Genomic DNA, 25494 nt, shown 5'->3' with positions numbered 1-25494 from the left:
AGGCGGACACGCGGGGCAGGACGCGCATGTTAACACGTCGGCGGCGGCCGGCGGCTGACGCCGCCGCCGGGCGGCGACGCGCGGCACGGGTAGACTTCGCGCCCCTTTTTCCGCGCCCGTTCCTGCTTCCTTTCCCGGCGCGCGTCGCGTGCGCGGCCCGCGCCGCCGGACGCCCGCCGAACATTCGAACAGGCAGCAAATCTCCCCTCTGTTTGATCCATGGCCGCGCGGCCCCCAGCGGCAACATACGCGAAACGTCGGCGAGTACGCGCCGGCGCCCCTTCATTCGCCGTCACCGACTTCCGCCGCCATGAATGACACAGTCATCGCCGCTCCCGTTTCCGAGGCCGAGCTGGCCCGCGCCGCCGCGCTTCACGCCGCCGGCTCGCTTCAGGACGCGGAGCAGGCCTACCGCCAGATCCTGCAAGCGCATCCCGAACACGCCGATTCGCACCTCCGCCTCGCGACGGTGCTCGAACAGCTCGACCGGCGCGACGCCGCGCTGCGGCATTTCCGGGCCGCGGTGGCGACCGAGCCGTCGCAGCGGCGCTACTGGATCGCGTGCATCGACGCGCTGACGCGCGACAACCAGATGGATGCGGCGCGCGCGCTGGTCGCGCAGGCCCGCACGCACGGCATCGACGCGCTGTCGCTCGAACTCGCGGCGGCCGATGCGCCGTCGGCCACCGCCGACGAACTCGCGGCCGTCCTCTCCGAATTCATGAATACGCTCGCGGCGCTGCTCGACAAGCGGCAATTCGCGCAGGCGGAAGGCATCGCGACCCAGCTGACCGAATGGATGCCCGACGTCGGGCTCGGCTGGCGGGCGCTGGCCGTTACGCTGATTCAACAGGAGCGCCACGCGGAAGCCCTCGCGCCGATGCGCAAGGCCGCCGCGCTGATGCCCGACGACGCCGACACGCGGCAGGACCTCGCGGACCTCGAGGCGCATGTGATGCAATCCGCGCCGGCGCCGCAGCCGGTCGCGATGCCGCTGGTGCCGAACGCGACGCTCTGCACGACGCTGCCCGGCAGCCGTCAGTTCCGGCATTTCGCAGGCGGTCTGGTCGCCACGGTGCCGGTGCTGATCCCGACCTTCAACAATCCGACCTATACGCGCCGGATGGTGGCTCAGCTGAAGGCGCGCGGCCTGCGCAACATCGTGATCGTCGACAACGCGTCGAGCGCGCCGGACATGCTGGCGTTCCTGGAAAGCGTGCAGGACGACGCGACCGTCGTGCGCCTCGATCGCAACGCGGGCCCGCGCGACGTGTTCCTGTCGGACGCGAACTACGCGCGCCTGCCGGACCTCTTCTGCGTGACCGACCCGGACCTCGAACTGAACGACGCGCTGCCGCCCGAATTCCTGTTCGAGCTGATCGACGCGACCGAAGCATTCCAGGCCGGCAAGGCCGGCTTCGCGCTCGACATCTCGCAACCGGAGCTGATGAAGGAAACGACGCTCTTCTGCGGCGACCGCCAATACACCACGCTCGAATGGGAGGCGAATTTCTGGCGCCACCAGATCGGCAGCACGGCGGGCGGCGACCCGATCTACAACGCGCCGATCGATACGACGTTCGCCGTCTACAACAAGCGCTACTTCCGCCGCGACTCGCATCTCTGCGGCGTCCGGTTCGCGGGCCGCTACACCTGCAAGCACATCCCCTGGTACAAGGAGACCGGCCTGACGGACGCGGAGGAGCAGTACTACCGCGAACACCAGAAGTGGTCGAACTACCTCGCCTGACACGCGGGAGGGGCGGCGAGCGTCCGCGCGCCGCCGCGCGATGCACGTACGCCGCCCTCCTCGTCCCCTTCGCCCGACAACCCTGACATCTCGCGCCATGCTACCCAGAGTCAACCTCGTCAAGACCGACAACGCCGATTACCTGCTGTTCGCGACCCGGGACGCGATTTCGGCGAACCTCTATTACAACGGCTCCTGGGACGCGTCGCTGCTGACCATCAGCCAGATGTTCTACGCGAACGAGGAAGCGCCGCTGGTCCTCGACATCGGCGCGAACCTCGGCGCCTACGCGGTGCCGGTCGCCAAGAGCATCGCCGCGCAGGGCGGCATGGTCTACGCGTTCGAGCCGCAGCGGATCGTCTATTACCAGCTGTGCGGCAACGTGTTCCTGAACCGGCTCGAGAACGTGCACGCGTTCAACGTCGCGATCGGCAACCAGGACGGCATCATCCCGCTGCCCGCGATCGATTATTCGCGCTCGATCAACATCGGCGGCTTCTCGCTCGACGAACAGTTCAACATGCGCCGCAATTCGGTCGAGACCGTCGCGAGCCAGCAGCCGAGCGACGTGCCGATCGCACGGCTCGACACGCTGAACTTCCCGAAGTCGCCTGCGCTGATCAAGATCGACGTCGAAGGGCTCGAGCTCGACGTGCTCAAAGGCGGCACGGCCTTTCTCGAACGGCACGGCTTCCCGCCGCTGCTGCTCGAGGCCTGGAACCTCGAATGGTTCTCGGAAAAGCGCGCCGCGCTGCTCGACTACCTGAAGACGCTCGGCTACACCTGGTTCGCGATGGGCGATGAGCTCGTCGCTCAGCATCCGTCGTTCGCGCGGCAGGTCAGCTTCGAGACCGGCGCCGACGGCGTGATCCGGATGAACCGCACCCGCTGACGATTCGCATCCGGCGCGCCGTCACGCGCGCAGGCGCTGCCTGAGCGCGTCGGCGGCCTGTGCGGCCCAGGCGGCGCACGCGGCCGCGCCGGGATGAAAGCCGTCCGCCGCCATCAGGTGCGGCTCGAGCGGCAGCGCGACGCGCAGGAACGTGCAGCGCGGCTGCGTCGCGGCCCACTCGGCGAGCGTCGCGTTGAGCCGCCTCGCGCGCAGGCCGAGATACCACGCAAGGGGCTGCGGCAGCGCGGGAAAGCGCTCGATCGGCGGCACCGCCGACAGGATCACGTGCGCAACCCCGAACCGTGTGGCGAGCAGGTCGACGAGCGCCGCCTGCGCGGCGCGCCAGCGTGCCGGCGACACACCGCCCGTCACGTCGTTCACGCCCAGCGACGTGACCGCCGCATCGAACGGCCGCGCCGGCTCGGCGGCAAGCCACTCGACGAGCTCCTCGGCAGTCAGCCCCGTGCGCGCCAGCAATGTCCAGCTCACGCGGTGCGATGCCGCGAGCGCACGGGCGAGCTGCCCGGACAGCGCGTCGCACTGCGACGCGACACCGACGCCTGCGGCAGCCGAGTCACCCAGCACCAGCACGCGCAGCGGCGGCCCGTCCCCGGCCGTGCCGTCGCGCGGGCCCGCCGCCTCGGCGAGCCGCGGCGTGATGCGGCGCACGCGCCGCCCCTGGATCAGCAGCAACGGGCCCAGGGCGGCGGTGGCAAGCGGATAACCCATGGTTTCGATCCGGTAACGAGGCAGGCAGGCGACGCGGGACACGCGCCGGAATGGCCCTCATTGTGTCGGATTCGCGCGCCGGCGGCGCGTGTCCCGCCATTCGGCCGGGTCGTGCGCACGCGCACCGGTTCCCTGCCCGTTCGGCCAACGCCCGCTCGCGCGCGTGCCGCCGTGCCACAATAGCCGTCCGCGCGGCCGGTGGCCGCTGCGCTTTGCCCCCTCGTACGCAGCCAAGGATTGCCATGTCGTCATTGCTCAGGATTGGTTTGATGGGTTTCGGTTTCGCCGGCGCGACGTTCCACGCGCCCGTAATCGCCACGAGCGGTCGCACCGAGATCGCCGCGATCGCGACGGGGCAGCCCGATCGCGCGCGCGCCGCATACCCGGGCGCACGCATCGTCCCCGATCTCGACACGCTGCTTGGCCTCGACGACATCGACTGCGTGGTGATCGCCACGCCGAACGACACGCACTTCACGCTGGCGCGCCAGGTGCTCGAAGCCGGCCGCCACGTCGTCGTCGACAAGCCCGTCACCCTCACCGCCGACGAAGCGCTGGCGCTCGCGCGGCTCGCGAACGCGCGCAGCCGCCTGTTCGCGCCATTCCACAACCGCCGCTGGGACGGCGACTTCCTCACCGTGCGGCGCATCGTCGAATCCCGCGAACTCGGCCGGCTCACGTATTTCGCGTCGCACTTCGACCGCTTCCGGCCGACCCCGCGCACGCGCTGGCGCGAGGAGCCCGCACGCGGCGGCGGCCTGCTGCTCGACCTGGGCCCGCACCTGATCGACCAGGCGCTCGCGTTGTTCGGGCTGCCGGAAACGGTCAGCGCCACGGTCAAGACGCGCCGCGACAACGGCACGGCGCCCGATTTCGTGCATCTGCTGCTCGGCTATCCGGACAAGGACGTCGCACTGCACGCGAGCGCGCTGTCGGCCATCGAGCCCGCGCGCTTCACGCTGCACGGCACGCGCGGCAGCTACCAGAAGTTCGGGCTCGACACGCAGGAAGACCAGTTGAAGGCCGGCCTCACGCCGGACCACGTCGAGTTCGGCGGCGGCAACCCGCCCGGCGTGCTGCGCGTGCTCGACGGCGAAGTCGAGGTCGAGCGGCCGGTGCCGACGCTCGACGGGCAGTACGCGGAGTTTTACCGCGCGCTCGCCTCGTCGGTCCATGACGGTGCGCCGTTCCCGGTCACGCCGCAGGACGCCGTCGACGTGATGACGATCATCGAGCTCGCCGCGCAAAGCGAACACGAAGGCCGCCGGGTACCGTTCGTGCGCCGCACCGTCTGACCGCCGCCGGCCGGTGCGGCGCGGTCCCGCCCTCGGCGGCCGTCGCGCACCGCGCCGTCCCCGGCAGCGGCCACGCGTCAGCCGCCGCGACGGCACGATCCCGAACATTCCGTTACAAATGGTGCGGGAACGAAAGTCAGCGCTCGCCCGGTCTGATGCGTTTCTCAAAAAGTCGATCCGACACCAAACCGTCAGGAGAATGTGATGCAACGGTTGATTCGCGCAGCGGCATGCTGCGTCCTGGTTTCCTCGCTCGCGGCCTGTATCGTGCAGCCGCAGCGGCCGGCCCGACAGGCACCCCCGCCCCCGCCGCGGCCGAATCCGCAGGTCGTCGCGAACGACCGCCTGCAGGAGGTTCAGGGCCGAATCGACAACCTGCACCGCCGCGTCGACGCACGCGTCAACGGCGGCTACTACCCGCCGCCGTACGGCGCGCAGCTGCACCACCGGCTCGACGTGATCCGCCAGGAAGCGAACGACATGTCGGCGCAGCACAACGGCGGCCTGTCCGGCGACGAGCAGCGCGTGCTGAACCAGGAACTCGACACGGCCGCGCGCGCGATCGGCGAGTAATACCGGCCATGCGGGCGCCAGCGAAAGCGGCGGCGATCCCGCGCCGCCGCTTGTCGCGAAGCGACATTCTTTTGCGCAAATTGACAATGCCCACCCGCTCGCGTACAGTCGCCCGCACGCGTCGGGAGAGCGTGTGACCGCGTAGTTCGCTATCAGCAACGCCGGTTGCGCCGCCGAAGGGGCACACCCGCAAACTCTCAGGCAAAAGGACCGACCGCGTCGGGGAATCCCGTCCGCGCATCGCGCGGGCCGCACTCCCCGCACTCTGGAGAGCGGCAGTAGCCCGTTGCGCACATGCAGCGCGGGCAGGCTGCCCACCGAAGGGGCGCGCGTTCGCCGGCTTGTCGCCGCGGCGCAATCTCTCAGGTATCGAGGACAGAGGGGCATGTATCGCATCGCTCGCAGGCTCGCGGCCGCGGCGGTCGGCACATGGCCGTTCTGACCCGCGCGCAAGCGCCTTGCCTGAGGCCTCGATGACTGCACTGAATCAAACCCCGCTCAACGCCGCGCACCGCGCGCTCAATGCCCGCATGGTCGACTTCGGCGGCTGGGACATGCCCGTCAACTACGGCTCGCAGATCGAAGAGCACGAAGCCGTGCGCACCGACGCCGGCATGTTCGACGTGTCGCACATGTGCGTCGTGGATTTCACCGGCAGCCGCGTGCGCGCGTTCTTCGAACACGCGATCGCCAACAACGTCGGCAAGCTCAAGACTCCCGGCAAGGCACTCTACTCGTGCCTGCTCAATCCGCAGGGCGGCGTCGTCGACGACCTGATCGTCTATTACTTCACCGAAGACTTCTTCCGCGTCGTCGTCAACGCCGGCACGGCCGAGAAGGACATCGCGTGGTTCAACCAGCTCAACGAACAAGGCGGCTACGGCCTGACCATCGCGCCGCGCCGCGATTTCGCGATCGTCGCCGTTCAGGGCCCGAACGCCCGTGAAAAGGTCTGGACGACGGTGCCCGCCGCGCGCGCCGCGACCAGCGAACTGAAGCCGTTCAACGCCGCGCAGGTCGCCGGCACGCCGTTCGGCGATCTCACCGTCGCGCGCACCGGCTACACCGGCGAGGACGGCTTCGAAGTGATCGTTCCGGCCGTGCACGTCGAAGCGCTGTGGACAGCGCTGCAGCAAAACGGCGTGCGGCCCTGCGGGCTCGGCGCGCGCGACACGCTGCGCCTCGAGGCCGGCATGAACCTGTACGGCCAGGACATGGACGACACGGTATCGCCGCTCGACGCGGGCCTCGCGTGGACGGTCGACCTGTCGGCGCCGCGCGAGTTCGTCGGCCGCGCCGCGCTCGAGCGCGACGGCTCGCGCGCCGCGTTCGTCGGCCTGATTCTCCAGAAGGAAAACGGCAAGGCCGGCGGCGTGCTGCGCGCGCACCAGAAGGTCGTCACGCCGCACGGCGAAGGCGAGATCACGAGCGGCACGTTCTCGCCGTCGATGCAGGAATCGATCGCGTTCGCGCGCGTGCCGGCGGCCGTCCGGATCGGCGACACCGTTCATGTGCAGATTCGAGACAAGCAACTTCCCGCGCGCGTGGTAAAACTGCCGTTCGTGCGCAACGGCAAGGTCCTCGCTGCGTAACGATCGGGACGCGACCGGGAGGCCGCGTCCCGGGAAGCCGGGAAGTGGCGCCCGGCGCAACCACACCCGGCGCGCCCCGGCGGCGCGCCAAGCATAACGAACACACCCTTTTATCCAGGAGCATCCGATGAGCAACGTCCCGGCCGATCTGAAGTACACCGACGAACACGAGTGGGTCCGCACCGAAGCAGACGGCACGCTGACGATCGGCATCACCGATCACGCGCAGAGCACGCTCGGCGACATCGTCTTCCTCGAACTGCCGCAAGTCGGCAAGTCGGTGAACGCGGGCGACGCCGTCGGTGTCGTCGAATCGGTGAAGGCGGCATCCGACATCTACTCGCCGGTGTCCGGCGAGGTCGTCGCCATCAACGAAGAAGCCGCCGACTCGCCGGAAGAAGTGAACAGCGACGCATACGGCACGTGGCTCTTCAAGATCAAGCTCGCGGCCGGCGCGTCGACCGACAAGCTGATCGACGCCGACGCGTACAGCAAGCTGATCGACTAATTTTCCCTACCCGAACCGCGCGCGGCCGCCCAGCCGGCCCGCGCGGGACCAGAGTCACGCCATGAAGCTCGAACACCCGGACCGCCTGATGAACCGCACGCCCCTCTCGCTCGCCGCGCTCGAAACGCACGACGCGTTCGCAGAACGCCACATCGGCCCCGATGCCGCCAGCCAGCAGGCCATGCTCGACACGCTCGGCTTTGCGTCGCGCGCCGCCCTGATCGACGCCGTGATCCCGGCCTCGATCCGCCGCGCCGAAACGCTGCCGCTCGGCCCGTTCGCGCAACCGAAGAGCGAGGCCGAAGCCCTCGCCGCGCTGCGCGCCCTCGCGGACAAGAACCAGGTGTTCCGCTCGTATATCGGCCAGGGCTATTACGACTCGCACACGCCGGCCGTGATCCTGCGCAACGTGCTCGAAAACCCGGCGTGGTACACGGCCTACACGCCGTACCAGCCCGAAATTTCCCAGGGTCGCCTCGAGGCGCTCCTGAACTTCCAGCAGATGGTCGCCGACCTCACGGGCCTCGCGATCTCGAACGCGTCGCTGCTCGATGAAGCAACGGCCGCGGCCGAAGCGATGACGCTGCTGCAGCGCACCGGCAAGCCGGCGTCGAACGTGTTCTACGTCGCCGACGACGTGCTGCCGCAAACCCTTGAAGTGGTCCGCACGCGTGCGCTGCCGATCGGCATCGAGGTCAAGACGGGCCCGGCGGCCGACGCCGCGCAGGCCAACGCGTTCGGCGTGCTGCTCCAGTACCCGGGCGTGAACGGCGACGTGCGCGACTACCGCGCGCTCACCGAAGCGATCCACGCGGCGGGCGGCCATGTCGTCGTCGCGGCCGACCTGCTCGCGCTGACCGTGCTGACGCCACCGGGCGAATGGGGCGCGGACGTCGCGGTCGGCAACACGCAGCGCTTCGGCGTGCCGATGGGCTTCGGCGGCCCGCATGCCGCCTACATGGCCGTGCGCGACGAATTCAAGCGCCAGATGCCGGGCCGCCTCGTCGGCGTGACCGTCGACGCGCAGGGCAAGGCCGCGCTGCGTCTCGCGCTGCAGACCCGCGAACAGCACATCCGCCGCGAGAAGGCGACGTCGAACGTGTGTACCGCGCAGGCACTGCTCGCGATCATGGCGAGCATGTACGCGGTGTACCACGGCCCGCACGGCCTGAAGACGATCGCGCTGCGCGTGAACCGCATCGCGGCGCTGCTCGCCGCCGGCGTGAAGCAGCTCGGCTTCGCGACCGTCAACGACACGTTCTTCGACACGCTGACGATCGAAACCGGCGCGCGCACCGCGCAGGTTCACGAGTTCGCGAAGGGCAAGCGCATCAACCTGCGCCGCGTGAGCGACACGCAAGTCGGCGTATCGGTCGACGAAACGACGACCCGCGACGATCTCGCCGATCTCCTCGCCGTGTTCGCGCAGGCCGCGGGCGGCACTGCGCCGGCCGTCGACGCGCTGGACGCGGGCCTCGGCGGCACCGCGGCGCTGCCGGCCGGCCTCGAGCGCACGAGCGCGTACCTGACGCACCACGTGTTCAACCGTCACCATTCCGAAACCGAAATGCTGCGCTACCTGCGCAGCCTGTCGGACAAGGATCTCGCGCTCGACCGCTCGATGATCCCGCTCGGCTCGTGCACGATGAAGCTGAACGCGACGTCGGAAATGCTGCCGGTCACGTGGCCCGAATTCGGCCGGATCCATCCGTTCGCGCCGGCCGAGCAGACCGTCGGCTATCGCGAGATGATCGACCAGCTCGAGCAGATGCTCGTCGCGGCCACCGGCTACGCGGCCGTGTCGCTGCAGCCGAACGCCGGCTCGCAAGGCGAATACGCGGGCCTGCTGATCATCCACGCGTATCACGCGTCGCGCGGCGAAGCGCATCGCGACGTGTGCCTGATCCCCGCATCCGCGCACGGCACGAACCCGGCATCCGCGCACATGGCCGGCATGAAGGTCGTGGTCGTCGCGTGCGACGCGCAGGGCAACGTCGACATCGCCGACCTGAAGGCGAAGGCCGAGCAGCACGCGAACGACCTCGCGGCGATCATGATCACGTATCCGTCGACGCATGGCGTGTTCGAGCAGAACGTGCGCGAAATCTGCGAGATCGTGCACGCGCACGGCGGCCAGGTGTACGTCGACGGCGCGAACATGAACGCGATGGTCGGCCTGACCGCGCCGGGCCAGTTCGGTGGCGACGTGTCGCACCTGAACCTGCACAAGACGTTCTGTATCCCGCACGGCGGCGGCGGCCCGGGCGTCGGCCCGGTCGCGGTCGGCGCGCACCTCGCGAAGTTCCTGCCGAACCAGCGTTCGACCGGCTATGCACGCGGCGAAGAAGGCATCGGTGCGGTGTCGGCCGCGCCGTACGGCTCGGCGTCGATCCTGCCGATCTCGTGGATGTACATCGCGATGATGGGCGCGAAGAACCTGACCGCTGCGACCGAAACCGCGATCCTCAACGCGAACTACATCGCCAAGCGTCTCGCGCCGCACTACCCGGTGCTGTATTCGGGCCCGGGCGGGCTGGTCGCGCACGAGTGCATTCTCGACCTGCGTCCGCTCAAGGAAACGAGCGGCATCAGCGTCGACGACGTCGCGAAGCGCCTGATGGACTACGGTTTCCACGCGCCGACGATGAGCTTCCCGGTGCCGGGCACGCTGATGGTCGAGCCGACCGAATCGGAATCGCAGGAAGAACTCGACCGCTTCATCGCCGCGATGATCGCGATCCGCGAGGAAATCCGCGCAGTCGAGGAAGGCCGCGCCGATCGCGAGGACAACCCGCTGCGCCACGCACCGCACACGGCAGCCGTCGTCACCGCGAACGAATGGCCGCACGCGTACTCGCGCGAGCAGGCAGCGTACCCGGTCGCATCGCTCGGCACGAACAAGTACTGGCCGCCGGTCGGCCGTGCGGATAACGCGTACGGCGACCGCAACCTGTTCTGCTCGTGCGTGCCGATGTCGGAATACGCATAACGCCCGCCGCGTACCGGAGTCCGGCCATGACCACACCGCACGCAACCACCGGTTGCGTGCGGTTTTTGCGTTCGCCGCCAGTCCGATCGATTCACGTTTGCCCGCCAATCCGGCTAACATCACACGCGATCCAGCCAATCAAGGAGTTCCGCATGGTGCGTCCGATGTTTCCGGGCCATGGTGCAACGCAGGAGCAGCCGCGCACGCGCCGCTTCGTGCCGCTGCTCGTCGCGTCGCTGTCGCTTGCCGCCGCCGGCCTCGGCACGGCCGGCAGCGCGCGTGCGGCGATGAATTTCTGCGCGGCGCCCGCGTTGCAGGCGAGCGAGACAACGCAGGCCGAGCCGGGCGTGCAGGCGCTGATCCGCAGCGTCGACGCGCGCCTCGGCGAGCAGCCGAAGGCGATGGCGCGCGTGCATACCGAAGGCACGCTGCCGCACGAAGGCATCTACGACCAGAGCGCCGAAGCACTGAAGGACATGGAACTGATGCGCGACGCCGCGCTCGCGTGGCGCGTGACCAATGCGCCGCGCTATCTGCAGCTCGTCGACCGTTTTCTGTCCGCGTGGGTCTCGACCTATCAGCCAAGCTTCAATCCGATCGACGAGACGCGCTTCGACAGCCTGATCGTCGCGTATGACATGACAGCCAGCGCGCTGCCGGTCAAGACGCGCAACGCGACGGCGGCATTCATCGCGAAGCTCGGCGCCGGTTACGTCGCGCAGATCGATGCGCAGAAGCGCCCGCTCGCCGGCACCTGGCGCAACAACTGGCAAAGCCACCGGATCAAGCTGATCGCGCTGTCCGCGTTCACGCTCGGCGACCGCAAGATGATGAACGCCGCGCAGCGGCTGTTCGTCGAGCATCTCGCCGACAACATCGGCCCGGACGGCAAGACCTGGGATTTCGAGGAACGCGACGCGCTGCACTACGCGGTGTACGACCTGCAGCCGCTCGTGACGGCCGCACTCGCCGCGCGCCGCTTCAATCGCAACTGGCTGCGCGAGCGCGGCGCGAACGGCGCGACGCTCGCGGCCGCGCTCGACTGGCTCGAGCCGTACGCGCTCGGCGAAAAAACGCATGAGGAATTCGTGAATTCGCCGGTGCCGTTCGACGCAAAGCGCCGCGAGGCCGGCTTGCCGGGCTACACGGGGCAGTGGGACCCGAAAAACGCCACCGAACTCTTTCATCTGGCCGCGCGGCTCGACGGGCGCTATGCCCGCGTCGCGCGGCAGCTCTCCCCCATGCCGCCCGCATGGCTGGCCGCGTGCCTGCCATTGCAGGCGCGGTAGCACTATTCTCAAAGCAAGGCAGGAATCGAAATGGCAGTCAGCGTGTTTGACCTCTTCAAGATCGGCATCGGCCCGTCCAGTTCACATACGGTCGGACCGATGCGCGCGGCGCTGATGTTCGTCCAGGGCCTCGAGCGCGACGGGCTGCTCGACGCGACGGCCAACGTGAAGGTCGAGCTGTATGGCTCGCTCGGCGCCACCGGCAAGGGCCACGGCACCGATCGCGGCGTGATGCTCGGCCTGCTCGGCGACGCACCCGACACCGTCGATCCCGACACGATCGACGCGCGGCTGGAAGATGTCCGCAAGACGAAGCAGCTCGCGCTGCTCGGCACGCATCCGGTGCCGTTCGTGCTGAAGGAGAACATCGCGTTCTACCGCCAGGCGCTGCCCGAGCACCCGAACGGGATGAAGCTGCGCGCGTCCGACACGAACGGCAACGTGCTGGTCGAGCGCACTTATCTGTCGGTCGGCGGCGGCTTCGTCGTGACGGCCGGCGCGCCGAACACGAAGGTGCTGAGCGCGGCCGAGCAGATGACGCATCCGTTCCGCACCGGCGCGGAGCTGCTCGCGCTGACCGAGTCGACCGGCAAGTCGATCGCGCAGCTGATGTGGGAAAACGAGCGCGCGTGGCACACCGAGGAAGAGACGCGCGACGGCCTGCTGAAGATCTGGGCCGTGATGCAGTCGTGCGTGTCGCGCGGCTGCGGGATCGGCAACCCGGACGCCGACGGCAACCTGCCCGGCCCGTTCCAGGTCAAGCGCCGCGCGCCGCAGCTGTATCGTGCGCTGACCGGCCATCCGGAGCGCGCGCTGCAGGATCCGCTGTCGATGGTCGACTGGATCAACCTGTATGCGATCGCGGTCAACGAGGAAAACGCGGCCGGCGGCCGCGTCGTCACCGCGCCGACCAACGGCGCGGCCGGCATCATTCCCGCCGTGCTGCACTACTACACGCGCTTCACGCCTGGCGCGAACGAACAGGGCGTGATCGACTTCCTGCTCACGGCCGCCGCGATCGGCATTCTGTATAAGCTCAACGCGTCGATTTCGGGTGCGGAAGTGGGATGCCAGGGCGAAGTGGGCGTCGCGTGCTCGATGGCGGCCGGTGCGCTCGCGGCCGTGCTTGGCGGCACGCCGCGCCAGGTCGAGAACGCGGCCGAGATCGGGATGGAGCACAACCTCGGCCTCACCTGCGACCCTGTCGGCGGGATGGTGCAGATCCCGTGCATCGAGCGCAACGCGATGGCGTCGGTGAAGGCGGTCAACGCCGCGCGCATGGCGCTGCGCGGCGACGGCTCGCACTATGTGTCGCTCGACTCGGTGATCAAGACGATGCGCGAGACGGGCGCCGACATGAAGACGAAGTACAAGGAAACGTCGCGCGGCGGGCTCGCGGTGAATATCGTCGAGTGCTGATGCGGTTACGGCGATAACGTGGGGTGAGCTGGCCGGTCGTCAAGGGCTGCCGGCGAACCCGGACAACACACTGTCCGCACCACGTCCCGTTCCGACACCTTTCATCGAGCCACGCGCAGGCGTAAGCTGTACGTCCCGCTACCCAGGGAGACGGCAGCCCATGTCGCATTCCAAGGATCTCGAGCCGCGCGCCACCACCGGCGCGCGACTGCTCGTCGATGCGTTGCTCGCCAATCACGTCGAACGCGTGTTCTGCGTGCCGGGCGAGAGCTTCCTCGCCGTACTCGATGCGCTGGCGGACGACACCGCGCGCATCCAGACGGTCGTGTGCCGCCACGAGGCCGCCGCCGCGAACATGGCTGAGGCGGTCGGCAAGCTGACCGGCCGCCCCGGCATCGCGTTCGTCACGCGCGGGCCCGGCGCGACCCACGCGTCGATCGGCGTACACACCGCGTTCCAGGATTCGACGCCGATGATCCTGTTCGTCGGCCAGTGCGCGCGCGAGCACCTCGACCGCGAAGCCTTCCAGGAAATCGACTACCGCCGGATGTTCGGCCAGATGGCGAAATGGGTCGCGCAGATCGACGATCCGCGCCGCATTCCGGAATACCTGAGTCATGCATTTCACGTCGCGACCTCCGGCCGGCCCGGCCCGGTCGTGCTCGCGCTGCCGGAGGACGTGCTGTCCGAAGCATGCGCACCGCAACCCGTCGTGCCGGCCGCGAAGCGCGTCGCGGCGTCGCCGTCGGCCGCGCAGGTCGACGAGTTGTGCGAACGGCTCGCACGCGCCGAACGGCCGTTCGCGATCGTCGGCGGCAGCGGCTGGACGCCCGACGCCTGCGCGAACCTGCGCACCTTCGTCGAGCGCTGGCAGCTTCCTGTCGCATGCGCGTTCCGCTACCAGGACACGTTCGACAACGCGCATCCGAACTATGCGGGCGACGTCGGTCTCGGGATCAATCCCGCGCTCGGCAAGCGAATCCGCGACGCGGACCTGTTGCTCGTGCTCGGCCCGCGCCTCGGTGAAGCCACGACCGGTGGCTACACGCTGCTCGACATCCCGAAGACGCGCCAGACGTTGATCCACGTGCACCAAGGCGCGGACGAACTCGGCCGCGTGTACGCGGCCGACCTGCCGATCGTGTCCGGGATGCCGGAGATTGCGACGCCCCTCGCCGCGCTCGAACCGCCGGCGAATCCCGCATGGGCCGGCACGGCCGCCGACGCGCATCGCGCATACCGCGAATGGCATGCGCCGCTGCCGATGCCCGGCGACGTCCAGCTCGGCGACGTGATGGTGCAGTTGCGCGAACGCCTGCCGCACGATGCGATCCTGACCAATGGCGCTGGCAACTATGCAATCTGGCTGCATCGTCACTTCGCGTACCGGCACTTCCGCTCGCAGCTCGCGCCGACCAGCGGCGCGATGGGATACGGGCTGCCCGCCGCGCTCGCCGCGAAGTCGCTGTATCCGTCGCGAGCAGTGGTCGCGCTCGCCGGCGACGGCTGCTTCATGATGGCCGGCAACGAGCTCGCGACCGCGATGCAGTATGGGCTGAACATCATCGCGATCGTCGTCAACAACGGGCATTTCGGCACGATCCGCATGCATCAGGAGCGCAACTATCCGGGCCGCGTGCACGGCACCGGGCTCACGAATCCCGATTTCGCCGCGTATGCGCGCGCATTCGGCGCGCATGGCGAGACGGTCGAGCGCACCGCCGACTTCGCGCCGGCACTCGAGCGCGCACTGACCTGCGGGCTGCCGGCGCTGATCGAGATCCGGATTCCGCAGGACGCCAGCACGCCGGCCGCGACGCTCGAGCAGATCCGCGAGCAGATCCGCGAGCAGGGCCGCCGGGCGCGCGGCGCATGACCGTGGAACTGCGTATCGCCGCAGCCGGCCTCGCGCTGTCGCGCGACGACGCGCTCGCCTATCCCGGCACGCTGCTCGCGCCCGACGGCACGCTCGTCGCGCCGTACGACCTCGAGCATGGCGGCGGCCCGGCGGAGGATCATGTGCCCGCCGCGCCGGCGCTCGGCCTGCTGCACGGCGTCCACCAACCGTTCCGGCTCGACTACGACCGCATGAAGGACGTGCACGTGATCAACGGAATGGGCGTCACGCTCGGCGACTCGGTGATCGGGCTGACGGCGCTCGCCGCGCTGCGCGCGATGCATCCGGGCCTGCGCTTCACGCTGTACCGGCCGGCCCGCGCGCCGCGCTACGTCGACGCGCTGTATGCGCTCGCGGCCGACGTCGTCGCGCCGTCGCGTGCGCTGCCGTGTGCCGCCGATGCACTGCCCGCGCACGCACCGTGCGTCGATCTCGGCAATCACTTGTACTGGCCCGCATTCGCGCGCCAGCCGATGATCGACTTCTACCTTGATGCACTTGGCGCGGATCCGGCCACGGTGCCGGCCGCCGCGAAACGCAACCGCTGGCTCGCGCGGCTGCGGCTGCCCGCACTGCCGGCCAAATGGCGGCGGCCATACGTGCTGTTCTGCCCGAGCGCGAGCACCGCGGTGCGCAGCGTGCCGCCGGCGCTCCTCGCGACGTTCGTCGAGCGACTCGCGCAGCGTTACGGGCTGCCGGTGGTCGGCTTCGGCCCGATCGCGCATCCCGCCTACGTCGACGTGAGCCGCGACGCGGCCGATACGGCGCGCTTCATTGCCTGGGTCAAGGGTGCGAGCGTGCTGTTCGCGCCCGATACGTCCGCGCTGCATCTCGCCGACGGCTTCGACGTGCCGACCCTCGGTTGTTTCACGACGATCGGGCCGGCGCTACGCGTGCGCGACTATCCGCACTGCGTGCCGGTCGTGCTCGACGTGCCGGCCGAATTGCACGGGCTGCACCGCAGCGAGCGACCGGGCGATCTCGCGGCGGTCGAAGCCGCTTACCAGGCGATCGACTGGGATGCGGTGCCGTGGCCCGCGCCGCGCGACGCGACGGCTACGTCCCGATAGAAAAACGACAATCGCCCGAAAGATCGAGCGTGCGGCGGCTGCCACGCGCCGCCGTCCGGCTCAGCCAGCCGCCACCGTCACCGCGCGCTCGCGCAGCGTCTCCGACGGCCGCTTGCCGAACAGCCGCCGGTAGTCGGTCGCGAATTGGCTCAGGTGCCAGAAGCCCCACGCCTCCGCGACGTCCTGTACCGAACCCGCCGCCCGCCCGCACAAGTCGCGCCGCGCGCCGTTCAGCCGCAGCGTGCGCAGGTAGGTCGCGGGGGCCATGCCGAGCACGTCCTGGAAGCAATACTGCAGCGTGCGCCGGCTCACGTGCAGTTGCTCGCACAGCTCGGGCACGCCGACCGGACGCGTGCGGTGCGCGAGCACGTACTCGCGCGCCTGCTCGACGATCCAGCGCCGGGTAGACGGTGCGCCGCCGGCGCCATCGTCCGCCGGTTGCGCACATGCATCGAACAGCGCGGCCAGCACCTCGGCCTGCAGCTCGTCGCGCTGCGCGTCGGGCAACGGCCCGCCTACGGCCGCCGCGCCGTCGAGCCGGCGGCCGAGCAACGTGCACAGGCGCGCGAGCCGCGTATCGCCGGCCTGGATCACCCGCTGCGTGAACAGCCGCTCGTCGAGCGCGCGGCGTTCGACTTCCTCCGCGTAGCGGCGCAGCACGTCGCCGCGCACGACCACGCCGTAGATCGAGAACTGCGCGGGTGTCAGCAGCTCGAATTCGACATTGCCCGGCCGGAATGCGAGCGCACCGGGCCCGATGCGGCACGCATCGACGCGCGCGGTGCCGTCGCCGGCCAGCGGAATGCCGAACCAGTACGCGTCGCCGCGCACCTCGCATGCCTGGCGCAGCAGGTGGCTGGTCGATTCGCGAAACAGCTTCATCGTGTCGAGCGGCAGCTCGGTCAGCGTGCCGACGAAGCGGCCGGCCGCGAGCTGGTCGTAGGTCTGCCGCCAGCCGATCAGGTTGCGCGCCTGCTCGTCGGCGTCGTGCGCAACGCTGACCACGGCCCGGCCGGCGAGCGCGTCGTCACCCTGCGCGCTGCACCGCGTGTTCTCAGCCGTCGGTTCCGCCATGCACTCCACTCGTTGACCCATCGTGTTCTCCTCACCTGCCCGCACCCGCGTCCCATACGCAAGTCCCGTGCCGAACCGCGCGGTCCGGCGACAAGCCCGTCATTGCACGCCGTGCGGCCGCCGCGCGCCATGCGGGCGCACCCGGAGGCGGCATGCCACGCACCGCGCGGGTGCGGCATGCGCGCTGCGGCCGGCCCCGCGACGCGCTATGCGCCCGGACGCAGCCGCACGACCCGCGTGCCGCAGTTGCCGTATGCCTGCGCGACCGCCAGTTCGACGATCGGGCTGCCGGACGGCCAGGGTGCGGCGTCCGCCGTCGGCAGATCGGCGCGCAACGTCGCGCGGCCGTTGATCCGATAGCGGATGCCGCGCACGAAATCGACGAACAACAGCCCGACGCCGCTGCCGTCGCACGCAAGCGGATCGATCCGGTTGCCGTCGCCGTGCGTCGGCAGCGCGAAGCGCAGCGTCTTCGTGTCGATCACGCGCACGACCGGCCACAGGTCGCCGTTCGCGTCGCGCATGCCCTGCACGATGTCGCAGGTCACGCGCGCCGGGGCGCCGTGCGTCGTGCCGACGAACATGAACGGCTGCGATTCGACGAACTGGCGCACACCGATGCTCAGCCGCGTCGTGACGACGTCGCTCATGCGCTCGGCTTCGTCGGCGACGCCGAACCGGTGCTGCGCGTCGAGCTCGCCCGCGTGAAACACCGGGTGACGCGGATAGGAACGGGGCGGATCTGCCATGCTGGTTTCCGTCGGGGTCATCGGTGCGCGATGCGGGCGCGAACGCGCGACGGCCGGTGCCGCTACCGACGCGGGTCGCCGGCGACGCGCGGCCGACGCCGCGTTATCGAATGACGAAAGGCAAAAACAGCGAAGTGCCGCGCGATCGGCCGCCGGCGCGCTGCCGCGCGGCGAGCATCGTCCGACGGCAGGGCAGCCATCGCCCGACCGTCGAACGTTGCACAGCCATCCGGTTTCGCACGCGCCGCCGTCCGGCGCCGGCCACCATACCGGGCGGCGTTGCACTGCCGCCCGGCCGGCCCCGGCACATCGCTCCCTGCGCCTGCGATCAGAAGAACCCGAGCGCCTCGGCCTGGTAGCTGACCAGCAGGCACTTCGTCTGCTGATAGTTCGACAGCGCCATCTTGTGCGTCTCGCGACCGATGCCCGACTGCTTGTAGCCGCCGAACGCCGCATGCGCCGGATACAGGTGATAGCAGTTGGTCCACACGCGGCCGGCCTCGATCTCGCGGCCCATCCGGTACGCGCGCGTGCCGTTGCGCGTCCACACGCCCGCGCCGAGCCCGTAGAAGGTATCGTTCGCGAGTTCGATCGCTTCCTGCTCGTCCTTGAACGTCATCACCGACGCGACCGGCCCGAAGATCTCTTCCTGGAACACGCGCATCTTGTTGTTGCCGAGCAGCATCGTCGGCTTCACGTAGTAGCCCGTGCCGAGTTCGGCCGCCGGCGCCGTGCGCTCGCCGCCCGTCAGGCATTGCGCGCCTTCGTCGCGGCCGATGTCGATGTACGACAGGATCTTGTCGAGCTGCTGCTGCGACGCCTGCGCGCCGATCATCGTCTGCAGGTCGAGCGGGTGGCCGGCCTTGATGCGCTCGACGCGCGCGACAGCCTTCTCGATGAAGCGTTCGTAGATCGATTCCTGGATCAGGATCCGCGACGGGCACGTACACACCTCGCCCTGGTTCAGCGCGAACATCGCGAGGCCTTCGAGCGCCTTGTCGAGGAACGCGTCGTCCTGGTCGAGCACGTCGGCGAAGAAGATGTTCGGGCTCTTGCCGCCCAGTTCGACCGTCGACGGGATCAGGCTCTCGGCCGCGGTGCGCAGGATGTGCTTGCCGACCGGCGTCGAACCGGTGAACGCGATCTTCGCGATCCGCTTGCTGGTCGCGAGCGCCTCGCCCGCTTCCTTGCCGAAACCGTTGACGATGTTGATCGTGCCGGCCGGGAACAGGTCGCCGATCAGCTCCATCAGCACCAGCACCGACGCGGGCGTCTGCTCGGCCGGCTTCATCACGACGCAGCAGCCGGCCGCGAGCGCGGGCGCGAGCTTCCATGCGGCCATCAGCAGCGGGAAGTTCCACGGAATGATCTGGCCGACGACGCCGAGCGGCTCGTGGAAGTGATACGCGACGGTGTTGTCGTCGATCTCGGAGATGCCGCCTTCCTGCGCGCGGATGCAGCCCGCGAAATAGCGGAAGTGGTCGATCGCGAGCGGCAGGTCGGCCGCCATCGTTTCGCGCAGCGGCTTGCCGTTGTCGATCGTCTCGGCCACCGCGAGCAGCTTCAGGTTCTTTTCCATCCGGTCGGCGGCGGCGAGCAGCATGTTCGCGCGCTCGGCGACCGACGTCTTGCCCCACTTGCGGCGCGCGGCATGCGCGGCGTCGAGCGCGACCTCGATGTCGTCGGCGCCCGAACGCGGCACGCGGCAGAACGGCTTGCCGTTGATCGGCGACACGTTCTCGAAATACTCGCCCTTCACCGGCGGAACCCACTTGCCGCCGATGTAATTGTCGTACTGCTGACGGTACGGATATTCGACGTCGAGGCCCAGTTGTTTCAGGTCAAACGGGTTCATACATGTCTCCTGTTCATCGTGCTTGTGTGAATGCAGCGCCGGTTGGATCGCGCAGCACGGTTTACGCAACATGCGTGCCAAACCGGCTGATGACGGAACAGAAGCGGTGCGTCCGGCCGCCCGCCGCGCGCGGTGCCGGCGCACGCAAAACGGGTGTGCCGATTCTGAACACCGCGACGGCACAGGCGCCGCGGCGGGTGTTCTGATTTTCCACAGCGCGCCCGCGCCTGCGTCGCCGCGCGCCGCGCTCGCCGCGTGGCACGTCGCTTGCGTGCGGTACGTGGATCCGCACGCTCCGGCCATGCGCCGACCGAACCATGAACGACCCGGGCCCACTCGGCGACGATGCCGTCGCGTTCATCCATGAACAGGCATTTCTGATCGTCGCGACCGCGAATGCGGCGGGCGACAGCGACTGCTCGTATCGCGGCCGGCAGCCGCGCGCGGACGGTTCGTTCGCCCCGCTCGTCGACCTGCCCGATCGCCGTACGCTCGTGCTGCCCGATTTCGCGGGCAACAACCTGTTCAACACGATCGGCAACCTGCTCGTGAATCCGGCGATCGCGCTGCTGTTCGTGGACTTCGTCCGGCAGACGACATGGCTCGTGCAAGGGCGCGCGGCGATCGATGAAGATGCCGGCAGTCGCGCGCACCTGTGGCCCGATGCGCTGCGCCATGTGGTCGTCGACGTGGAAAGCGCGCACGCGCGGACCGATGCGGGGTTGCCGCCGCTCGTGCTGGCGTGATTGCGCCGCACGATGCCGGCGTCGCGGCAAGGCGGCCGCACATCGGCCGGTGATGCGCTGCGAGCGCTTGCGCACGCGTGATGCGTCGAACGGGTCGACGCAGCAGGCACACCGGCGCCATTCGCGCCGGACGCGTGTCCGGCGACGCAACGCACCGCTCACCGCCCGCGGGCTTCCGCGCAAACCGGTTCGGACTGGCGGCGCACGGGCGCGTCGGGCAGCGCACGTTCACCGTCGTCGCCGCCCGCTTCCGGCACCACGGGCCGTGTGCCGAGAAACGCGAACACCACCACCGCACACAGCACCGTGACGACGGCGAGCCCGATCAGCAGCCGATCGAACGCGTGCGCATAGGTCGCCAGCAGCGCCGTACGTTCGACGCCCGGCAACACGGCCGCCGCGCCGGCGAGATCGCCGGTCGCGAGCCGCGCGGCCGCGCGCAACGCGGCGTCGGACGCGCCCGCCGCCACCTGCCGCAATTCGGCGTGCGCGAGCGTCGCCAGCACCGCGCCGGCGATCGCGAGCGCGATCCCCTCGCCCGCCACGCGTGTCGTGCTGAAGATCCCGGTCGCCATCCCCGCGCGCTCCTTCGGTACGACGCTGACCGACAGTCCGTCCATCAGCCCCCACGGCATGCCGGCCCCGACGCCGATCGCAAGCATCGGCGCGATCGCCTGCGGCCCGGCGCCGCCGCGCAGCGCGACGCCCAGCCACACGAGGCCCGCGGCGGCGAACAGCAGCCCGAGCCCCGAGATCACGCCGGCCGACAGCCAGCGCGTGAGCGTCGCCGCGACGAGCGGCACGACGAGCATCGGCGCGGAGATCGCAAGCATCAGCCAGCCTGCGTCGATTTCGCTGAAGCCGTCGATGCCGATGAAGCGCAGCGGCAGCACGACGAGCAGCACGATATAGCAGCAGCAGGTCGACACCGGCAGCACCTGCACGCCGACGAAGCGCGGAATCCGGAACAGCGACAGATCGAGCATCGGCCGCGCGACGCGCGTCTCGATCGCGACGAACGCGTACGCACCGAACGCCGCGCCCGCCAGCAGCGCGACGACGAGCGGATGCGTCCAGCCGCGCGCGGGCGCCTCGATCACGCCGAACGTAAACAGCGTCAGCGCCACGGTGAAGGCGGCCGTGCCCGGCCAGTCGAGCCCGGTCGCGTGCGGATCGCGCGACTCGTGCATGCGCGGCAGCCCGAACGCGAGCGACAACGCACCGGCCGCCGCGCCCGTGATGAAGATCGCGCGCCAGCCGTAGTGCGCGATCAGCGCGCCGGCCAGCACGGGCCCGAATGCGAGCCCGATCCCGAATGTCGTGCCGAGCAGGCTGAACGCGCGCGTGCGCGCCGCGCCGTCGAACTCCTGCGCGAGCGCGGCCGTGCCGCCCGCGAGCGCTGCGGCCGCCGCGAGCCCCTGCGCGGCGCGCAGCAGGTCGACCGCGAGCATCGACGGCGCGAATGCTAGCGCCACCGACATCAGCGTGAAGCCGCCGACACCGATCGCGAACACGCGCTTGCGACCGAACTGGTCGGCCAGCGCGCCGGCCGCCATCAGGAAACTGCCGAACGCGAGCATGAACGCGTTGGTGATCCAGTTCATCGCGACCGGGCCGCCGTGCAGGTCGCGGCCGATCGCGGGCGTCGCGACCGCGCCGCCCGAAAACGACAGCGGCAGCGCGACGGCGGCCATGCAGACGGCGGCCAGCACCCACGCGCGCCGGCGCGCCGACGTGGCTGAAGCGGCTGAAAACGGGTGATCCATCATCGCTCCTCGAAAAGCCGGCGCAGATGCGCCTCAAGAGCGATCAAGGATAATTTCGATTCAATGATTAAAAAACGACGTAGAGCTCCGCAGATAACGGACTAAAATTCTTCAATTGACCGCTTCGCGCCCGCTCACTCGTCTACGTCGATGGAAAATCTGAACGGCATCGCCGCCTTCGTCCGCACCGCCGAAGCGCTGAGCTTCGTCGCGGCCGGCCGCGCGCTCGGCATCTCGGCCTCCGCTGTCGGCAAGACGATCGCGCGGCTCGAGCAGTCGCTCGGCGTGCGCCTGTTCAACCGCACGACGCGGCGCGTCACGCTGACCGACGAAGGACGCCATTTCTACGAACGCTGCCAGCGGATCCTCGAGGATTTTCGTGATGCGGAGGCGACGGTGACGGCCTCCGCGCAGCGCCCGCGCGGCAAGCTGCGCGTGAGCCTGCCGGTGATCGGCTACCGGTTCCTGCTGCCGGTGCTGCCCGAATTCAGGCAGCGCTATCCGGACGTGGAGCTCGACCTGGATTTCAACGACCGGATGGTGGATCTCGTCGAAGGCGGCTTCGACGCGGTGATCCGCAGCGGCCCGCTGTCGGATTCGAGCCTGATGTCGCGGCGGCTCGGCCCGTTCGCGTTCGTGCTGTGCGCGACGCCCGCGTATCTCGCGCAGGCCGGCACGCCGCAGGCGCCTCACGATCTCGAAACGCACGATTGCGTGCGCTACTGTTTTCCGACCACCGGCAAGCTGCAGGACTGGGCGCTCGCCGCCGACGACGGCACGCCGCTGAAGCTGCGCACGGCGATGACCTGCAACAACATGGAAGCGCTGCGCGGCGCGGTGATGGCGGGGGTGGGCATCGGCTACATGCCCGACTTCCTCGCACGCGACGCGCTGGATACGGGCGCGCTCGTCACCGTGCTCGACGACTACCGGATCGCGCCGGGGCAGTTCTCGATCGTGTGGCCGTCGAGCCGGCAGTTGTCGCCGAAGCTGCGCGTGTTCGTCGACTTCCTGTGCGAGCGGCTGTTCAAGTAGACGGCCGCCCCGTCACACGGCGCCGATCCGCTCCGCTTGCGCGTCGGACAGCAGCGCGTCGCTGTCATCCTTCAGGCCGACACCCGTCAGCTCGAGCCTGCGCGCGTGCGTCATCAGGTAATGCAGCTTGTGCGCGGCGGCGGCGTGCGGCAGCCCTTCCGGCCGTACGTTCGAGATGCAGTTGCGCAGCGCGTCGTGGCAGCCGACCTTCGGCGCCCAGGTCAGGTACACGCCCAGGCTGTCCGGCGAGCTGAGCCCCGGCCGTTCGCCGATCAGCATCGCGACGACCTGCGCGCGCAGCAGCTCGCCGATCTCGTCGCCGAGCGCGACGCGCGCCTGGGTCGCGACCACCACCGGGCCGACTCGCCAGCCGTCCGCATCGAGCCGCGGCCGCATCGCCTGCAGCAACGGCAGCGCCTGCTTCGCGGCCGCGAACGCCGACAGCCCGTCGCCGACCACGAACACGACGTCCGGCGCGTCGTCGAGCGCCGCGCCGTAGCCGGCCAGCAGCGCGCGTCCGTCATCGGACAGCTTGCGGCCGAGGTCGGGCCGGCGCAGGTAATGCTGGCGGTCGGGCGCCGCGCTCTGCACGCCGAGCGTCGCGAAGCCGGCCGCGTCGATCTCGCGGCGCAGCGCGTCCGCGTCGAGCGGCTGATGAACCGCATCGCGCGCCTGCGCGTGCGACAGGTTGAACGCGAGCAGCGGCGCGGTCGGCAGGCTGCTGCCCGCGCGGCCGAGCGCGATCCGTGCGTTCGTGAACGACTTCAGCTGCGCCCACGGATTCTTCTCGACGGCGTCGCTCATGCGGAAATCCCCATCCAGTCGTTCGCGCCGGCGAGCAACGGCACGCGCGCGTTCGCGGCGCGCAGCGCGCCATGCGCGTCGGCGATTTCCATCGTCTCCAGCCACTCCTCGAACTCCGGCGCACGGCGCAGGCCGAGCACCTCGCGCACGTAGAGCTGATCGTGAAACGACGTGCTCTGGTAGTTCAGCATCACGTCGTCGGCGCCCGGAATGCCCATGATGAAGTTGATGCCGGCAGCGCCCAGCAGCGTCAGCAGCGTGTCCATGTCGTCCTGGTCGGCCTCCGCGTGATTCGTGTAGCAGATGTCGCAGCCCATCGGCACGCCGAGCAGCTTGCCGCAGAAGTGATCCTCGAGCCCCGCGCGAATGATCTGCTTGCCGTCGTACAGGTACTCCGGCCCGATGAAGCCGACCACCGTGTTCACGAGGAACGGATCGAACTTGCGCGCGACCGCATACGCACGCACCTCGCAAGTCTGCTGGTCGACGCCGAAATGCGCGTTCGCCGACAGCGCGCTGCCCTGCCCCGTCTCGAAGTACATCAGGTTGTTGCCGACGGTGCCGCGCCCGAGCGACAGCGCAGCCTCGCGCGCCTCACCGAGCAGCGCGAGCGAGATCCCGAAGCTCGCATTCGCCTTCTCGGTGCCCGCGATCGACTGGAACACCAGGTCGACCGGCGCGCCCTTCTCGATCGCCGCGATCGTGTTGGTCACGTGCGTGAGCACGCACGACTGCGTCGGCACGCCGTAGCGCTCGCGGAACCCGTCGATCATCGCGAGCAGCTTCACGATCGCCGCGAGGCTGTCGGTCGCCGGGTTGATGCCGATCATCGCATCGCCGCAGCCGTACATCAGCCCGTCGAGCATCGACGCGGCGATGCCCTTCACGTCGTCGGTCGGGTGGTTGGGCTGAAGGCGTACCGACATCCGGCCGGGCAGCCCGACCGTGTTGCGAAAGCGCGTGACGACGCGGCGCTTCCTCGCGGCCGCGATCAGGTCCTGGTTGCGCATCAGTTTCGACACGGCCGCGACCATCTCGGGCGTGAGGCCGGGCGCGATCCGTTCGAGCGCGGCGCCATCGGCCGCGGGCGACAGCAGCCAGTTGCGGAAGTCGCCGACGGTGAGATGCGAGATTTCAGCGAACGCGGCCGCATCGTGATCGTCGAGGATCAGGCGCGTGACCTCGTCGTGTTCGTACGGAATCACCGCTTCGTTCAGGAACGCCTTCAGCGGCACACCCGCGAGCGCAATCTTCGCGGCGACGCGCTCCTCCTCGCTCGCCGCCGCGACGCCGGCGAGCTGGTCGCCGGAGCGCAACGGGCTCGCCTTCGCGAGCAGCGTTTTCAGATCCGCGAAGCGGTATGTACGCGGGCCGATCGTCTCCGTATAGGACATCGTTCGAATCTCCTTGCCAGTCCTTGCGTTGCGAAACGCCGACGGCGCGCCCGTTTCACGGGGCGCGC

The 25494-nt window shown here is 69.5% G+C and carries 20 protein-coding genes and 2 riboswitches; of the genes, 13 read left to right on the top strand and 7 right to left on the bottom strand.

Annotated elements, in window-relative coordinates; all coding sequences use genetic code 11:
• The first annotated feature begins 310 nt into the window (after window positions 1-310).
• On the top strand, window positions 311-1750 hold the full coding sequence (locus tag WI26_RS00755; RefSeq protein WP_069224995.1) for a glycosyltransferase family 2 protein: 1440 nt from the start codon (window positions 311-313) through the stop codon (window positions 1748-1750).
• 97 nt (window positions 1751-1847) lie between these two features.
• Window positions 1848-2642: an FkbM family methyltransferase gene (locus tag WI26_RS00750; RefSeq protein WP_059539831.1), complete on the top strand. Its 795-nt coding sequence runs from the start codon at window positions 1848-1850 to the stop codon at window positions 2640-2642.
• Window positions 2643-2663: 21 nt separating this feature from the next.
• On the opposite strand, the gene WI26_RS00745 is transcribed toward WI26_RS00750, so the two are convergent.
• Window positions 2664-3371 carry an SGNH/GDSL hydrolase family protein gene (locus tag WI26_RS00745; RefSeq protein WP_069224994.1) on the bottom strand — a complete coding sequence of 236 codons (708 nt, stop codon included), beginning with the start codon at window positions 3369-3371 and terminating at the stop codon, window positions 2664-2666.
• Between the two features lie 242 nt (window positions 3372-3613).
• Here WI26_RS00745 and WI26_RS00740 point away from each other — a divergent pair, with 242 nt between their 5' ends.
• The 9 genes from WI26_RS00740 to WI26_RS00700 all read left to right on the top strand — a co-directional run bounded on the left by WI26_RS00740 (window position 3614) and on the right by WI26_RS00700 (window position 16003).
• Window positions 3614-4666, top strand: coding sequence for an oxidoreductase (locus WI26_RS00740; protein ID WP_059531109.1), 1053 nt, complete (start codon window positions 3614-3616; stop codon window positions 4664-4666).
• A 204-nt stretch (window positions 4667-4870) separates the two neighbouring features.
• On the top strand, window positions 4871-5239 hold the full coding sequence (locus tag WI26_RS00735; protein WP_059465055.1) for a hypothetical protein: 369 nt from the start codon (window positions 4871-4873) through the stop codon (window positions 5237-5239).
• A 112-nt stretch (window positions 5240-5351) separates the two neighbouring features.
• Window positions 5352-5463: riboswitch (glycine riboswitch) on the top strand.
• 31 nt (window positions 5464-5494) lie between these two features.
• A riboswitch (glycine riboswitch) is annotated at window positions 5495-5628 on the top strand.
• 84 nt (window positions 5629-5712) lie between these two features.
• Window positions 5713-6831, top strand: coding sequence for a glycine cleavage system aminomethyltransferase GcvT (gene gcvT / locus WI26_RS00730; protein ID WP_069224993.1), 1119 nt, complete (start codon window positions 5713-5715; stop codon window positions 6829-6831).
• A 127-nt stretch (window positions 6832-6958) separates the two neighbouring features.
• A complete protein-coding gene (gene gcvH, locus WI26_RS00725; RefSeq protein WP_069224992.1) occupies window positions 6959-7339 on the top strand; it encodes a glycine cleavage system protein GcvH in 381 nt (126 codons plus the stop codon).
• A gap of 61 nt (window positions 7340-7400) precedes the next feature.
• Window positions 7401-10328, top strand: coding sequence for an aminomethyl-transferring glycine dehydrogenase (gcvP, locus tag WI26_RS00720; RefSeq protein WP_069224991.1), 2928 nt, complete (start codon window positions 7401-7403; stop codon window positions 10326-10328).
• Between the two features lie 152 nt (window positions 10329-10480).
• Window positions 10481-11617, top strand: coding sequence for an alginate lyase family protein (locus WI26_RS00715; protein ID WP_069224990.1), 1137 nt, complete (start codon window positions 10481-10483; stop codon window positions 11615-11617).
• Between the two features lie 30 nt (window positions 11618-11647).
• Window positions 11648-13036 carry an L-serine ammonia-lyase gene (locus WI26_RS00710; protein WP_060322742.1) on the top strand — a complete coding sequence of 463 codons (1389 nt, stop codon included), beginning with the start codon at window positions 11648-11650 and terminating at the stop codon, window positions 13034-13036.
• Between the two features lie 160 nt (window positions 13037-13196).
• Window positions 13197-14912 (top strand): thiamine pyrophosphate-binding protein, encoded by a 1716-nt coding sequence (locus WI26_RS00705; protein WP_069224989.1) that lies wholly within the window; start codon window positions 13197-13199, stop codon window positions 14910-14912.
• Window positions 14909-16003, top strand: coding sequence for an ADP-heptose--LPS heptosyltransferase (locus WI26_RS00700; RefSeq protein ID WP_069224988.1), 1095 nt, complete (start codon window positions 14909-14911; stop codon window positions 16001-16003). Before WI26_RS00705 ends, WI26_RS00700 begins: the two co-directional genes overlap by 4 nt.
• 60 nt (window positions 16004-16063) lie before the next feature.
• On the opposite strand, the gene WI26_RS00695 is transcribed toward WI26_RS00700, so the two are convergent.
• The 3 genes from WI26_RS00695 to WI26_RS00680 all read right to left on the bottom strand — a co-directional run bounded on the left by WI26_RS00695 (window position 16064) and on the right by WI26_RS00680 (window position 19681).
• Complete coding sequence (locus WI26_RS00695) at window positions 16064-17098, bottom strand: helix-turn-helix domain-containing protein (RefSeq protein ID WP_059594322.1); 1035 nt, start codon at window positions 17096-17098, stop codon at window positions 16064-16066.
• A 185-nt stretch (window positions 17099-17283) separates the two neighbouring features.
• A complete protein-coding gene (locus WI26_RS00690; RefSeq protein WP_059594323.1) occupies window positions 17284-17826 on the bottom strand; it encodes a hypothetical protein in 543 nt (180 codons plus the stop codon).
• A 328-nt stretch (window positions 17827-18154) separates the two neighbouring features.
• Window positions 18155-19681 (bottom strand): aldehyde dehydrogenase family protein, encoded by a 1527-nt coding sequence (locus WI26_RS00680; RefSeq protein ID WP_069224986.1) that lies wholly within the window; start codon window positions 19679-19681, stop codon window positions 18155-18157.
• A 317-nt stretch (window positions 19682-19998) separates the two neighbouring features.
• Between WI26_RS00680 and WI26_RS00675 the strand changes: the two genes are divergently transcribed.
• Window positions 19999-20427, top strand: coding sequence for a pyridoxamine 5'-phosphate oxidase family protein (locus WI26_RS00675; protein WP_069224985.1), 429 nt, complete (start codon window positions 19999-20001; stop codon window positions 20425-20427).
• 158 nt (window positions 20428-20585) lie between these two features.
• On the opposite strand, the gene WI26_RS00670 is transcribed toward WI26_RS00675, so the two are convergent.
• Window positions 20586-22193 carry an MFS transporter gene (locus WI26_RS00670; RefSeq protein ID WP_069224984.1) on the bottom strand — a complete coding sequence of 536 codons (1608 nt, stop codon included), beginning with the start codon at window positions 22191-22193 and terminating at the stop codon, window positions 20586-20588.
• Window positions 22194-22343: 150 nt separating this feature from the next.
• Here WI26_RS00670 and WI26_RS00665 point away from each other — a divergent pair, with 150 nt between their 5' ends.
• The gene (locus tag WI26_RS00665) at window positions 22344-23228 is read left to right on the top strand and encodes a LysR family transcriptional regulator (RefSeq protein ID WP_069224983.1); all 885 of its coding nucleotides are present in this window, start codon (window positions 22344-22346) and stop codon (window positions 23226-23228) included.
• Window positions 23229-23240: 12 nt separating this feature from the next.
• On the opposite strand, the gene eutC is transcribed toward WI26_RS00665, so the two are convergent.
• Together eutC and WI26_RS00655 are read right to left on the bottom strand one after the other, a co-directional pair.
• A complete protein-coding gene (gene eutC / locus WI26_RS00660) occupies window positions 23241-24032 on the bottom strand; it encodes an ethanolamine ammonia-lyase subunit EutC (RefSeq protein WP_069224982.1) in 792 nt (263 codons plus the stop codon).
• Window positions 24029-25426, bottom strand: a complete 1398-nt coding sequence (locus WI26_RS00655) for an ethanolamine ammonia-lyase subunit EutB (RefSeq protein ID WP_059452590.1) — start codon at window positions 25424-25426, stop codon at window positions 24029-24031. Before WI26_RS00655 ends, eutC begins: the two co-directional genes overlap by 4 nt.
• Window positions 25427-25494 lie beyond the last annotated feature (68 nt).

Source organism: Burkholderia diffusa (genome assembly GCF_001718315.1).
GTDB classification, from domain to species: Bacteria; Pseudomonadota; Gammaproteobacteria; order Burkholderiales; family Burkholderiaceae; genus Burkholderia; species Burkholderia diffusa_B.
The sequence above is the reverse complement of the archived record's forward strand: the minus strand, read 5'-3'. Positions and strand labels throughout refer to the sequence as shown.